The 13,445-nt window shown below is 72.6% G+C and carries 9 protein-coding genes; 5 read left to right on the top strand and 4 right to left on the bottom strand.

The window, feature by feature from the left end; translation table 11 throughout:
• Window positions 1–46: 46 nt before the first annotated feature.
• Window positions 47–1,285 (top strand): diaminopimelate decarboxylase, encoded by a 1,239-nt coding sequence (gene lysA / locus HNQ01_RS15730; RefSeq protein WP_173806370.1) that lies wholly within the window; start codon window positions 47–49, stop codon window positions 1,283–1,285.
• Window position 1,286: 1 nt separating this feature from the next.
• On the opposite strand, the gene HNQ01_RS15725 is transcribed toward lysA, so the two are convergent.
• Genes HNQ01_RS15725 through HNQ01_RS15710 form a run of 4 tightly spaced genes read right to left on the bottom strand, consistent with a single transcriptional unit; the run spans window position 1,287 to window position 4,327 of the window.
• Window positions 1,287–2,306 (bottom strand): S49 family peptidase, encoded by a 1,020-nt coding sequence (locus tag HNQ01_RS15725; RefSeq protein ID WP_173806369.1) that lies wholly within the window; start codon window positions 2,304–2,306, stop codon window positions 1,287–1,289.
• On the bottom strand, window positions 2,303–2,680 hold the full coding sequence (locus tag HNQ01_RS15720; protein WP_173806368.1) for a Rieske (2Fe-2S) protein: 378 nt from the start codon (window positions 2,678–2,680) through the stop codon (window positions 2,303–2,305). The genes HNQ01_RS15725 and HNQ01_RS15720 overlap by 4 nt, the downstream gene beginning before the upstream one ends.
• A complete protein-coding gene (locus tag HNQ01_RS15715) occupies window positions 2,673–3,347 on the bottom strand; it encodes an HAD family hydrolase (RefSeq protein WP_173806367.1) in 675 nt (224 codons plus the stop codon). The genes HNQ01_RS15720 and HNQ01_RS15715 overlap by 8 nt, the downstream gene beginning before the upstream one ends.
• Window positions 3,344–4,327 (bottom strand): RluA family pseudouridine synthase, encoded by a 984-nt coding sequence (locus HNQ01_RS15710; RefSeq protein WP_173806366.1) that lies wholly within the window; start codon window positions 4,325–4,327, stop codon window positions 3,344–3,346. Before HNQ01_RS15710 ends, HNQ01_RS15715 begins: the two co-directional genes overlap by 4 nt.
• Before the next feature lie 769 nt (window positions 4,328–5,096).
• Between HNQ01_RS15710 and HNQ01_RS15705 the strand changes: the two genes are divergently transcribed.
• The 4 genes from HNQ01_RS15705 to HNQ01_RS15690 all read left to right on the top strand — a co-directional run.
• Complete coding sequence (locus tag HNQ01_RS15705) at window positions 5,097–7,964, top strand: Rne/Rng family ribonuclease (protein WP_217427576.1); 2,868 nt, start codon at window positions 5,097–5,099, stop codon at window positions 7,962–7,964.
• Window positions 7,965–8,129: 165 nt separating this feature from the next.
• Entirely contained in the window at window positions 8,130–10,049 is a 1,920-nt protein-coding gene (locus HNQ01_RS15700) for a bifunctional chorismate-binding protein/class IV aminotransferase (RefSeq protein ID WP_353621718.1), read from the top strand.
• A gap of 117 nt (window positions 10,050–10,166) precedes the next feature.
• Window positions 10,167–10,964: an OmpA family protein gene (locus tag HNQ01_RS15695; RefSeq protein ID WP_173806364.1), complete on the top strand. Its 798-nt coding sequence runs from the start codon at window positions 10,167–10,169 to the stop codon at window positions 10,962–10,964.
• 92 nt (window positions 10,965–11,056) lie between these two features.
• The coding region (locus HNQ01_RS15690) for a coiled-coil domain-containing protein (RefSeq protein WP_173806363.1) at window positions 11,057–13,445 on the top strand (2,389 nt) is incomplete at its 3' end.

The raw sequence follows: 13,445 nt of genomic DNA, 5'->3' as shown, positions 1-13,445 counted from the left end.
AGCATCGCGCATCCCGATGCCCTTGCGCGCCTGGCGCGCGATTCCGATGAGCACTGACCTGTCCCCGGCGCTGCTGCGCCAGATCGCCCAAGACCACGGCACCCCGGTGTGGGTCTACGACGCGGCGATGATCCGCCGCCGCATCGACGATCTGCGCGCCTTCGACACCGTGCGCTTCGCGCAGAAGGCCAATTCCAACACCCATGTGCTGCGCCTGATGCGCGAGCAGGGCGTGAAGGTGGACGCGGTCTCGCTGGGCGAGATCGAGCGCGCGCTGCGCGCCGGCTTCCAGCCGGGCTGCACGCCGGGCCAGCCCTCGGAGATCGTCTTCACCGCCGACCTGTTCGACCGCGCGACGCTGGCGCGGGTGGTGGAGCTGGGGGTGCCGGTCAACGCCGGCTCGGTCGACATGCTGCACCAGCTCGGCGCGGTGGCCGCGGGCCACCCGGTCTGGCTGCGCATCAACCCTGGCTTCGGCCACGGCCACAGCAACAAGACCAACACCGGCGGCGAGCACAGCAAGCACGGCATCTGGCATGCCGACCTGCCGCTGGCGCTGGCGGCGATCCGCACGCACGGCCTGCGCCTGGTGGGCCTGCACATGCACATCGGCTCGGGCGTGGACTACGGCCACCTCGAGCAGGTCTGCGAGGCGATGGTCGATCTGGTGACCCGCAGCGGTGCGGACCTGGAGGCGATCTCGGCCGGCGGCGGCCTGTCGGTGCCCTACCGCGACGGCGAGCCGCGCATCGACACCGCGCACTATTTCGGCCTGTGGGACGCGGCGCGCCAGCGCATCGCCGCGCACCTGGGCCACCCGGTCCACCTCGAGCTGGAGCCGGGCCGCTACCTGGTGGCCGAGTCCGGCCTGCTGCTGGCCGAGGTGCGCGCGACCAAGGCGATGGGCGCGAACCGCTTCGTGCTGGTGGACGCCGGCTTCAACGACCTGATGCGGCCGTCGATGTACGGCAGCCATCACGCGATCAGCGTGCTGGACGCGCCGGCGGACGCGCCCCGCCTGCCCTGCGTCGTCGCCGGCCCGCTGTGCGAGTCGGGCGACGTCTTCACGCAGGGCGAGGGCGGCGTGGTGCTGACCCGCGAGCTGCCGGCGGTGCAGGTCGGCGACCTGATGGTGTTCCACAACGGCGGCGCCTACGGCGCGTCGATGTCGAGCAACTACAACAGCCGCCCGCTGATCCCCGAGGTGCTGGTCGACGCCGGCCGGGCCCGGCTGATCCGCCGCCGCCAGACGGTGGCCGAGCTGCTGGCGCTGGAAGACTGCTGAGTCAGCGCAGCGCCGGCAGCCGGCCCAGGGCGCGCACCGCGCCCTCGCCGAGGGCCGCGCCGAAGCGCTTGGCCAGCCGCTCGGCGACGTTCTCCTTGGGCGTGTAGTCGATGACTTCCTCGGCCTTGATGACCTCTCGGGCCACGTAGTCGAGGTTGCCCAGGCCGTCGGCCAGGCCCATCTTCACCGCCTCCTCGCCGTTCCAGAACAGGCCCGAGAAGGTCTCCGGCGTCTCCTTCAGGCGCTTGCCGCGGCCGGTGCGCACGCTGTCGATGAACTGGCGGTGGATCTGGTCGAGCATGGCCTGCGCGTAGCCGCGCTGCTTCTCGCTCAGCGGCGAGTAGGGGTCGAGCATGCCCTTGTTCTCGCCGGCGGTCAGCAGCCGGCGCTCGACGCCGACCTTCTGCATCACCTTGTCGAAGCCGAAGCCGTCCATCAGCACGCCGATCGAGCCGACGATCGAGGCCTTGTCGACGTAGATCTCGTCGGCGGCCGCGGCGATGTAGTAGGCGCCGGAGGCGGCACTCTCCTCGACGACCGCGTAGACCTTCTTGTGGTGCTTCTCCTTCAGCCGGCGCAGCTCGTCGAAGACGATGCCCGACTGCACCGGGCTGCCGCCGGGCGAGTTGATGCGCAGGATCACGCCCTGCGCGCCGGCGTCCTCGAAGGCGCTCTTCAGGCCCGACAGCAGCACCTCGGCGCTGGCCTGGCCCTCGGCGGCGATCTCGCCGCGCAGCTCGACCAGCGCGGTGTGCGGGCCGGTCGGCGTGCTGCTGCTGTGGTTGTCGCGGTAGACGCTCCATGCGGCGAACACGCCCAGCGCCAGCCAGCCGAAGCGGAAGAACAGGTTCCAGCGCCGGCTGCTGCGGCGGTCGCGCAGGTAGTCGCGCGCGAACTGCTCCATCACATGGTCGAAGCTGCCGCGACCGATCGGAGGCGGTGGCGCCGCGGCGGCGGTGCTGTCGGGGTTCGGGACCGTCGGGTCGGACGGGGCGGAGGCGTCGTCGTTCGGGGGCGTCATGGACAGGCGGGCTTCAGTGTGTCCGAAGGATACCAATACACCTGCCCGTCGCGCTCCTCGACGCGGATGGGCCTGAGGCGGCGGCCCCGGCACGGCCCGCCCACGCACAGGCCGCTGGCCGGCTCGTAGGCCGCGCCATGGATCGAGCACAGGATCCAGCGCTGCTCGTCATCGAGGAAATGGCCGGGCTGCCAGTCCATCTCGGCCGGCACATGCGCGCACTGGTTCAGGTAGGCGACCACGCGGCCATCGAAGCGCAGCACGAAGCCGCGCGCCGGCCGGCCGTGTTCCAGCAGATCGAAGACATGCGCCAGGCCGCGCTCGACCAGCGCGTCGGAGGCGCACAGCGGCAGCGGGGCGGGCGCCTCAGCCATGGCGGGCCAGCCAGTCGTGCAGCTCGGCCACCGAATGCGCGATCGTCAGCGGCCGCAGGTCGCCGAGCTGCTCGGGCGGGTGCGCGCCGTAGGCCACGGCCACCGCGTCGGTGCCGGCGTTGGCGGCGAGCTGCAGGTCGTGCGTGGTGTCGCCGATCATCAGCGTGCGCTCCGGATCGGTGCCGAACTCGCGCATCAGCTCCTGCAGCATCTGCGGATGCGGCTTGGAGCGGGTCTCGTCGGCGGTGCGGGTGGCGTCGAAGCGGTCGGCCAGGCCGCTGATGCGCAGCGCCTCGTCCAGGCCGTGGCGGTTCTTGCCGGTGGCCACCGCCAGCCAGTGGTTGCGCTCGCGCAGGCTGGCCAGCAGCTCCGGCACGCCCGCGAACAGCGTGACCTGGTCGTGGCTGGCGAAATAGTGCTGGCGATAGCGCCGGCCGAGCTCCGGATAGAGCTCGGGCGACAGGCCCGGCACCGCATGCTGCAGCGCGTCATGCAGGCCCAGGCCGATCACATGGGCGGCGGCCTCGTCGCTGGGCACCGGCGCGCCCAGGTCGCGGCAGGCGGCCTGGATCGCACGCACGATCAGCGCGGTCGAGTCGAACAGCGTGCCGTCCCAGTCGAAGACGATCAGGTCATAGCGGCGGGGGCGCAGGGTGGAGGAGCTCATGGCGTGGCGGGGGTGTCGGTGGAAGGGGCCGCGGTCAGCGGCGGCAGCCGGGACAGCAGCGTGACACAGTCCTGAGGCAGCGGTGCGGCGAGCTCGATGCGCTCGCCGCTGGCCGGGTGGTCGAAGGCGAGCCGGCGCGCGTGCAGGAACATGCGCTCGAAGCGCAGGCCCGGCACCGCCTCGCCGCGCGCCAGCGCCTTGTTCAGCGCGAAGTCGCCGTACTTGTCGTCGCCGACGATCGGGTGGCCCTCGTTCTGCAGGTGCACGCGGATCTGGTGCGTGCGCCCGGTCTTGATCGTCACGTCCAGCAGCGTGTAGCCGGCCCAGGACTTCACGATGCGCACCAGCGAAATCGAGCGCCGCCCGTCGGCATGGTCGGCGCCGACCGCGCGCACCCGGCGCTCGCCGGCGGCGTCGAGGTACTTGTGCAGCGCCACGTCGACGACCTTGCGCGCCGCCGGCCAGGCGCCGATGACCAGCGCCGAGTAGGTCTTGCCGGTCTCGCGCTGGCGGAACTGGTCCTGCAGCGCGGTCAGCGCGCTGCGCTTCTTGGCGATCAGCAGCAGGCCGGAGGTCTCCTTGTCGAGCCGGTGCACGAGTTCAAGGAACTTCGCCTCGGGCCGCGCACGGCGCAGCTGCTCGATGACGCCGAAGCTCACGCCCGAACCGCCGTGCACCGCCACGCCCGCCGGCTTGTCGACCACCAGCAGGTGATCGTCCTCGAACAGCACCGGGAACTCGCGCGCCGGCACCGCCGCCGCGGCCTGCGCGTCGGGCTCGCTCAGGCGCAGCGGCGGCACCCGCACCTGGTCGCCCACCTGCAGCCGCGACTCCGCGCTCGCCCGGCCCTTGTTGATGCGCACCTCGCCGCTGCGGATGATCCGGTAGACGAGCGTCTTCGGCGCGCCCTTGAGCTCGCGCAGCAGGAAGTTGTCGAGCCGCTGGCCGGCGCTGCCCTCGTCGACGACGAGATGGCGCACCGTCGCGGTGCCTGGGCTGGAGGCGGTTCCAGAAGACGCCCTGGCCGGGCCTTTTGCCGGGTCTTTTCCAGAGTCGGGCCGGCCGGGCTTTGCCCCTATAATGCGTTGGACCACGTTGGCGCTGTAAGTGTTTGATTTGCCTGAGTTTACCGGGCACTGAGAAGCAGCCTCCGGCGCAAGGTGGTCGCGGTCGTCTCGCGGCATGCTGCATGCCCGGCACGAACGCAACGCTGATGCAGTGCCTGTTTCGTCGGTGGTGCGCATTCCCAAGGTGAGTGCGCGGGCCGGCGCGGCGGGCGCCAGAGACCACGCTGAAAGAGCCCCGACACAAGGTTTTTCCGGCAGCAGCAGCGATGGCCGGCGCGGGTCGTCAGAACTCTCGCATGACGACGCGTCCGTCCGGCCTGTCGCCGCTGCCGCCTGCGTCCGACGAACGGACGCCGCCGTCGCATGAAGCAGAAGTGCCGCTTGCCGTTTCCCGACCCGACCGCCGGCGTGCAGCGTCCGCGGCCGGAGCCGTCCGCTGTCGCGGACGCGTCGGATGGCGGCCCCGTGCCCTGCCGGTCCGCCCGGCATCACGGCGCCGGCCTGCTGCGACCCGACCCGGCATCCCTCCCGTCCACGCACGCGCCAACGCCGCGCAGCTGATCCACCCGTCGCAAGACCGGTGCCTGCCGCGCAGTCCAGGGCGATTCCTTCCCGGCTCCTTTCACGCGGACTCGTGCGTCTCTTGATGATGAAGCGAGCATGAGGAGAAAACGTGAAACGCATGCTGATCAATGCCACGCAGCCGGAAGAGCGGCGCCTGGCGATCGTTGACGGCCAGAAGCTGATCGACTTCGAGACCGAGATCGAAGGGCGCGAGCAGCGCAAGGGCAACATCTACAAGGCCGTCGTCACCCGCGTCGAGCCCTCGCTGGAGGCCTGCTTCGTCGACTACGGCGAGGACCGCCACGGCTTCCTGCCGTTCAAGGAAATCTCGCGCCAGTACTTCAAGGACGGCGTCGAGGTCCGCTCGGCGCGCATCCAGGACGTGATCAAGGAAGGCCAGGAGCTGCTGGTCCAGGTCGAGAAGGAAGAGCGCGGCAACAAGGGCGCGGCGCTGACCACCTTCGTGAGCCTGGCCGGCCGCTACCTCGTGCTGATGCCCAACAACCCGCGCGGCGGCGGCGTCAGCCGTCGCATCGAGGGCGAGGACCGCGAGGAGCTGAAGGAGAACCTCGAGCAGCTCGAGTACCCGAAGGGCATGTCGCTGATCGCCCGCACCGCCGGCATCGGCCGTTCCGCCGCCGAGCTGCAGTGGGACCTGAACTACATGCTCAAGCTCTGGACCGCGATCGACGACGCGGCCAAGGGCGGGCGGGGCGCCTTCCTGATCTATCAGGAGTCGTCGCTGGTGATCCGCGCGATCCGCGACTACTTCACCGCCGACATCGGCGAGATCCTGATCGACACCGACGACATCTACGAGCAGGCGCGGCAGTTCATGCTGCACGTCATGCCCGAGACGGCCAGCCGCGTGAAGCGCTACCGCGACGACGCGCCGCTGTTCAGCCGCTTCCAGATCGAGCACCAGATCGAGACGGCCTTCAGCCGCACGGTGCACCTGCCCTCGGGCGGCGCGATCGTGATCGACCACACCGAGGCGCTGGTGTCGATCGACGTCAACTCGGCGCGCGCCACCCGCGGCGGCGACATCGAGGAGACCGCGACCCGCACCAACCTCGAGGCCGCCGACGAGATCGCCCGCCAGGCCCGCCTGCGCGACCTGGGCGGCCTGCTGGTGGTCGACTTCATCGACATGGAGGAGTCGAAGAACCGCCGCGAGGTCGAGCAGCGCCTGCGCGACGCGCTGCGCCATGACCGCGCCCGCGTGCAGTTCTCGTCGATCTCGAAGTTCGGCCTGCTGGAGATGAGCCGCCAGCGCCTGCGCCCGGCGCTGAGCGAAGGCAGCCACATCACCTGCCCGCGCTGCAACGGCACCGGCCACATCCGCGACACCGAGTCCTCCGCGCTGCAGACGCTGCGCATCATCCAGGAGGAGTCGATGAAGGAGGGCACGGCCGCCGTGCACGTCCAGGTGCCGGTCGAGGTCGCCAGCTTCCTGCTCAACGAGAAGCGCACCGAGATCACCAAGATCGAGCTCAAGCAGCGCGTCACCGTGCTGCTGGTGCCCAACAAGCACCTCGACACGCCGAACTACAAGCTCGAGCGCCTGCGCCATGACGATGCGCGCCTGGAGAACCTGAAGGCCAGCTACTCGATGATCGAGGAGCCGCCGGAGGAGGTCGGTTTCACCCGCCGCGAGAAGCAGCAGGCCAAGCCGAAGCAGGAGCCGGTGATCAAGGGCGTGCTGCCCGACCAGCCCGCGCCTGTCGCCGCACCGAAGCCCGAGCCGGTGGCCGAGGCCCCGGTCGCACCGGCTCCGGTGGTCGCCGCGCCGGTCGCTGCACCCGCTCCGGTCGTGCCGCCGGCGCCCGCGCCGGCACCGGCCACCGGCTTCTTCGGCTGGATGAAGCGCCTGTTCGGCATCGCGCCGGCCCCGGTGCCGGTGTCGGCCGCGGCCCAGCCGGCGGCGGCTGCCGTCGCCCAGCCCGAGGCGGCGGAAACGGCGGCGCAGCCGGCCGCTGTGGTGGCCGGCGAGGCCCGTGGCGAACGCGGCGAGCGTCGTGGCGGCCGCAACGGCGAGCGTCGCGGTGGCCGCAATGGCGAACGCGGCGAACGTGGCGAGCGCGGTGAACGTGCCGACCGCGGCGAGCGCGCCGAGCGCCAGGGCGATCGCCCGCCGCGCGGCGACCGTCCGCCGCGTGGCGAGCGCCGCCCGGCGCCCGAGGTCGCGGTGCCGGCCGACGAGGCTGCGCTGCAGGCGCCGGCCTTTGCCGACACCCAGCCGCAGGCCTTCGAGTCCGACGAGGCCGGCGCGGGTGACCGCGAGAACCGCCGCCGCCGCCGCGGTGGCCGCAATCGCCGTGACCGCGACGAGCGTCCGCTCGAGGCCGGTGCCGGCGAGGACACGGGCGCCGAAGGCCTGAACGTCGCCGCCCCGGACGAGGCTGCGGGTGTCGATGCCGCTCCGGCGGTCGCCGACGAGGCCCGCGAGGACGGAGCCGCCCGCGAGGACGGCCGCCGTCGCCGCCGTCGTGGCGGTCGCCGCGACGAGGGCGCGGACGCTGCCGTCGAGGGCGCCGGGACGGCCGAAGCCGCGGCGGTGCCGCAGGCCGAGGCGCCTGTCGCCGCGCTCGAGCCGGTCGTGGCCGAGTCCGCACCGCTGACCGCGGTCGCCGAGGCGCCGGTCGAGGCCGCGCCGGTGGTCGAGCCGGTGGCGCCGGCCGTGGCCGAGGTCGTGTCGCCGGCGGCCGCGCCGGTGGCGGTCGAGGTCGCGCCGCAGCCTTATGTGCTGCAGATCGATGCGCTGGCCGAGGTGGCCCGCGAGGCCGGCCTGGAATGGATCAACTCCGATCCGGACAAGGTCCGCGTGGTCCAGGAGGCGATCGCCGCCGAACCGAAGCCGGTCCATGTGCCGCGCGAGCCGCGTCCGGTTGTGCTGGTCGACGAGGGTCCGCTGATCCTGGTCGAGACCCGCCGCGACCTGGCCTCGCTGCAGCTGCCCTTCGAGACCGAAGTGGCGCGCGGCTGATCCGCCGAGCCGACGTCCCTTCGGGGACGTCTCCGTCCTGACGCCGCCCGGCTTGCGCCCGGCGGCGTTTTTCTTGGCCGGGCATGATGCGTGCGTGAGTCCGTGGCGTGCCTGTGCCGCTGCGCCCGCCCGTCCCGTTGCCTGTCCCGTTTCCAGTACACGACCGTGTTCCTGCCTGCCGATCCTGTCCCGTCTTCCGACCATTCCGCCGTCTTCGCGCTGCTCGACGAGGCTGATGCGCCCGCAGGCGCGGCGCGCAGCCGGCTGCTGAGCGGCTGGCTCGGCGAGTGGCGCTGCGACGATCCGGCCACGCTCGAGGCGGTCTGGGCCGGTGCGCAGGCGCAGATCGCCGCCGGGGCGCACGCGCTGCTGCTGGCCGACTACGAATGGGGCGTGCGGCTGGCCGGCGCCGGCACGCCCGGCGGCTGGAGCGAGCAGGCGCCGGGCGCGCTGCGGCTGCTGATGTTCTCGCGGCTGCAGCGGCTCGACGCCGAGGGCGTGACCGCCTGGCTGGCCGAGGCCGAGGGCCGCGCCGAGCCCGCGCCGGCCGCGGTGCTGGCGCCGCAGCCCGACGACGATGCGGATACCTATGCCGCCGCGATCGCGCGCATCCACGCGCTGATCCGCGCCGGCGAGACCTACCAGGTCAACCACACGCTGCGCCTGCGCGGCCAGGCCGTCGGCACGCCGCTGGCGCTGTACCGGCGGCTGCGTGCGCTGCAGCCGGTGCCCTTCGGCGCGCTGCTGGCGCTGCCCGGCGATCGCTGGGTGCTGTCATGCTCGCCCGAGCTCTTCGTGCGCCACGAGGCGGGCCGGCTGGAGGCGCGGCCGATGAAGGGCACCGCCGCGCGCCGCCCCGACGATGCGCAGGCCGATGCCGCCGCCGCCGCCTGGCTGGCCGCCGACATCAAGAACCGCGCCGAGAACCTGATGATCGTGGACCTGCTGCGCAACGATCTCGGCCGCATCGCCCGCACCGGCAGCGTGAAGGTGCCGGCGCTGTTCCGGGTCGAGCCCTACCGCACCGTCTTCCAGATGACCTCCACCGTCGAGGCCGAGCCGGCGCCCGGCGTCGATCTGCCGGCGGTGCTGCGCGCGCTCTTTCCCTGCGGCTCGATCACCGGCGCGCCCAAGCACCGCACGATGCAGCTGATCGAGTCGCTCGAATCCTCGCCGCGCGGGCTCTACACCGGCGCGATCGGCTGGGTCGAGGCGCCCGCGCCGGGCAGCGACCGGCGGCTGGGCGACTTCGCGCTGTCGGTGGCGATCCGCACGCTGGAGCTGGGAGCGCCTGCCGAGGCCGGCCTGCGCCCGGTCCGGCTGGGCGTGGGCGGCGGCATCGTGCTCGATTCGGTGGCCGAGGACGAGGCGGCCGAGTGGCGGCTGAAGTCGCGCTTCGCCACCCGGCCCGATCCGGGCTTCACGCTGTTCGAGACGATCCGCGTCGAGGCGGGCCAGCCGCTGCGCCTGGCGGCGCATCTGGCGCGGCTGGGCGCCAGCGCTCAGGCGCTGGGCTTCGCCTTCGACCCGGAGGCGCTGCAGGCGGCGGTGCTGGCGCAGGCCCGCTCGCTGGCGGGCGAGCTCGTGCATCGGCTGCGGCTGGACCTGTCGCGCGACGGCGGCTGGCAGATCCGCCACGGCGTGCTGGCGCCGCTGCCCGACGGGCCGCTCGGCCTGCTGCCGCCCGGCCCGGCATTGCCGGCGGCCGAGGCGGCGCTGCTGGCGCACAAGACCTCGCTGCGCGCCACCTACGACGCGGCGATCCGCGAGGCCGAGGCGCTGGGCGCCTTCGATCGCGCCTTCGTCAATGCGCGCGGCGAGCTGACCGAGGGCGCGCGCAGCACGCTGCTGCTGCGCCTCGACGGCCGCTGGTGGACGCCGCCGGTGGCCGCCGGCGCGCTGCCCGGCGTGATGCGCGCGGCGCTGATGGCCGATCCGGCCTGGGCGCTGCAGGAACGGGTGCTGCACCCCGCCGACCTCGCGCGTGCCGAGGCGCTGGCGCTGTGCAACGCGCTGCGCGGTGTGGTGCCCGTGCGACGGATCAGGTCCGGGGTCGAGCCGTCGACCATACCGACGGACTGTTAAATATTGCACGATAAACGCTAAAGTACCACTGATCACGGTCGTGATCAGTGCCTGGCCCGGCCGGTGAGTCACCGGGGTCGGCACGCAGCATCCTGCAGACATGAAGGGATCCGTGCGATGACCCGGCGATGGCTGAACTGTCCGTTGTGCACGCTGCTCGGACTGGCGGGGCTGGGCCTGCTGGCCTGGACGCTGGTCGGCACCGGCCAGTCCAAGGCGGACGAGGTGCGCACCCGCACCGAGGCCGATGCGGCCCGGCTGCTCGAGGCGGCCGGTTTTCCCTGGGCCCGGCTGAAGATCGACGACGAGGTCGGCCGGCTGGTGGGCGAGGCGCCTTCGCTGGCGCAGCGGGCGGCGGCCGGTGCGGCAGCCAACACGCTGCTGCTGCCGATGATGGGCGTGCCGGGCGTCTTCGCGCGGATCGAGGATGCGCAGACCGCGCCGTCGATCGAACTGCCGGCCGTGCCGGCGCCGCGGGCCTCCGCTGCCGCCGACCTGCCTGCCGCGCCCGCGGCCCGTGCCTCGGCGCCGCTGAGCGTCGAGGACTGCCAGGTCGCGATGGCCCGGGTGGTCGAGCGCCAGCAGATCCGCTTCCGCGTCGCGTCGGCCGAGCTCGATCCGGCCAGCGAGCCGGTGCTGCGCGAACTGCACCAGCTCGCGACGCGCTGCCCGCAGGCGCACATCCGCATCGAGGGTCACACCGACACCCAGGGCGGCGCCGACTTCAACCAGCGGCTGTCGCAGCGCCGTGCCGAGACGGTGGTCGAGGCGCTGGTGCATTCGGGCGTGCCGCGCTCGCGGCTGCAGGCGCAGGGCTTCGGCGAGACGAGGCCGCTGGATCCGGGCGACAGCCCCGAGGCCCACGAGCGCAACCGGCGCATTGAGTTCCATCTGGCGCACGACAAGGCTCCGTGACCGGGGCTGCCGGGCGGGCTGCGGCCCGTCCTCGTGCGGCCTGAAGCCGTTCCTTTCGTCCCTCCTTCTTCGTCTGAGCGGAGACCGCCATCATGTATCTGCTGAGCCAACTGTGGCTGTACCTCCTGCTGGCCTGCCTGGCCGGCGTCGGTCTGGGCCTTGCGCTGTGGAAACCCTGCCGGCAGCGCGCGCACGAGCAGCGCATGGCGGAGCTGCAGGCCCGGCATGCCGACGAGCAGCTCCGTGCCGACACCCTGTCGACCTCGCTGGCGACGCTGCAGGCCGAGCGCGACGCGCTGCGCGCCGAGACCGAGGACAGCGCGGCCCAGCGGGCGCAGCTGGCCTCGCGGCTGGAGAGCGAGCAGGCCGAGCTGGCGACGACGCGCCAGATGCGCGACGAGCACCAGGCGACGCTGTCCGCGCTGGGTGCCCGCCACGCGCAGCTCGACGACGAGCACCGCGCGCTGCAGGCGCAGCACCAGGAGCTCGGCAGCCTGCGCGAGGCCGAGCGGGCCGAGTACGCCGCCCTGGCCCGCGAGGCCTACGGCACCTTGCTGCAGACCCGCGGCGATCTGGCCGAGTCCCAGGCGCTCAACACCCGGCAAGGGGAATCGATCAGCGCGCTCGAGACCGACCGGGCGGCGTTGCAGACCCGTGCCGCCGATCTGGAAGCCGAGCTGGCACGGATCAGCGCACTGGCGGACGAGCGTGCGCAGTCGATCGCCGCGCTGACGCAGGCACGCGATGCGCTGGCCGGTGAGCGTGACGATCTGCAGTCGCGCCTGAGCTCCACCGAGGAAACGCTCTCCGGCGAGCGCCAGGGTGCGATGGCCGCGGCGGCATCGGCGGCTGCCGCCGCGCTGCTTGCATCCCAGCGGCACAGCGACGAGCTGGGCGAAGTGCAGTCGCGTCTCGACGGCATGACCGCCACGGCAGCGCAGACCGAGCAGGCGCGTGCTGCACTGGAAGCCGAGCTGGCGCGGATCAACGCACTGGCGGACGAGCGCTCGCAGTCGATCGCCGCGCTGACGCAGGCCCGCGATGCGCTGGTCGGTGAGCGCGACGATCTGCAGTCGCGCCTCGACGCCAGTATTGCCACGGCAGCGCAGACCGAGCAGGCGCGCGCCGATCTGGAAGCCGAGCTGGCGCGGATCAGCGCGCTGGCGGACGAGCGCTCGCAGTCGATCGCTGCGCTGACGCAGGCCCGCGATGCGCTGGCCGGTGAGCGCGACGATCTGCAGTCGCGCCTGAGCTCCACCGAGGAAACGCTCTCTGGCGAGCGCCAGGGAGCGATGGCCGCGGCGGCTTCGGCGGCTGCCGCCGCGCTGCTCGCGTCGCAGCAGCACAGCGACGAGCTGGGCGAAGTGCAGTCGCGTCTCGACGGCATGACCGCCACGGCAGCGCAGACCGAGCAGGCGCGCGCCGATCTGGAAGCCGAGCTGGCGCGGATCAAGGCGCTGGCGGACGAGCGCTCGCAGTCGATCGCCGCGCTGACGCAGGCCCGCGACGCGCTGGTCGGCGAGCGCGACGATCTGCAGTCGCGCCTGAGCTCCACCGAGGAAACGCTCTCCGGCGAGCGCCAGGGCGCGATGGCCGCGGCGGCTTCGGCTGCTGCTGCCGCGCTGCTCGCATCCCAGCGGCACAGCGACGAGCTGGGCGAAGTGCAGTCGCGCCTCGACGGCATGACCGCCACGGCAGCGCAGACCGAGCAGGCGCGTGCTGCACTGGAAGCCGAGCTGGCGCGGATCAACGCGCTGGCGGACGAGCGCTCGCAGTCGATCACTGCGCTGACGCAGGCCCGCGATGCGCTGGTCGGAGAGCGCGACGATCTGCAGTCGCGCCTTGACGGCATGACCGCCACGGCAGCGCAGACCGAGCAGGCGCGTGCTGCACTGGAAGCCGAGCTGGCGCGGATCAGCGTGCTGGCGGACGAGCGCTCGCAGTCGATCACCGCGCTGACGCAGGCCCGCGATGCGCTGGTCGGTGAGCGTGATGATCTGCAGTCGCGCCTGAGCTCCACCGAGGAAACGCTCTCCGGCGAGCGCCAGGGTGCGATGGCCGCGGCGGCTTCGGCGGCCGCCGCCGCGCTGCTTGCATCCCAGCGGCACAGCGACGAGCTGGGCGAAGTGCAGTCGCGTCTCGACGGCATGACCGCCACGGCAGCGCAGACCGAGCAGGCGCGTGCTGCACTGGAAGCCGAGCTGGCGCGGACCAGCACGCTGGCGGACGAGCGCTCGCAGTCGATCACTGCGCTGACGCAGGCCCGCGATGCGCTGGTCGGTGAGCGCGATGATCTGCAGTCGCGCCTCGACGGCGTGACCGCCACGGCAGCGCAGACCGAGCAGGCACGCGCCGATCTGGAAGCCGAGCTGGCGCGGATCAATGCGCTGGCGGACGAGCGCTCGCAGTCGATCACTGCGCTGACGCAGGCCCGCGATGCGCTGGTCGGTGAGCGCGATGATCTGCAGTCGCGCCTCGACG

The sequence above is a fragment of the Sphaerotilus uruguayifluvii genome, from assembly GCF_013294065.1.
Taxonomy (GTDB): Bacteria; Pseudomonadota; Gammaproteobacteria; order Burkholderiales; family Burkholderiaceae_C; genus Sphaerotilus; species Sphaerotilus uruguayifluvii.
Note: the sequence above shows the minus strand (reverse complement) of the source record. Positions and strands in the feature narration are given on the sequence as shown.

Coding starts and splice junctions, on each gene's coding strand:
- lysA (WP_173806370.1), top strand. CDS start 47: ATGAGCACTGACCTGTCCCCGGCGCTGCTGCGCCAGATCGCCCAAGAC.
- HNQ01_RS15725 (WP_173806369.1), bottom strand. CDS start 2,306: ATGACGCCCCCGAACGACGACGCCTCCGCCCCGTCCGACCCGACGGTC.
- HNQ01_RS15720 (WP_173806368.1), bottom strand. CDS start 2,680: ATGGCTGAGGCGCCCGCCCCGCTGCCGCTGTGCGCCTCCGACGCGCTG.
- HNQ01_RS15715 (WP_173806367.1), bottom strand. CDS start 3,347: ATGAGCTCCTCCACCCTGCGCCCCCGCCGCTATGACCTGATCGTCTTC.
- HNQ01_RS15705 (WP_217427576.1), top strand. CDS start 5,097: ATGCTGATCAATGCCACGCAGCCGGAAGAGCGGCGCCTGGCGATCGTT.
- HNQ01_RS15695 (WP_173806364.1), top strand. CDS start 10,167: ATGACCCGGCGATGGCTGAACTGTCCGTTGTGCACGCTGCTCGGACTG.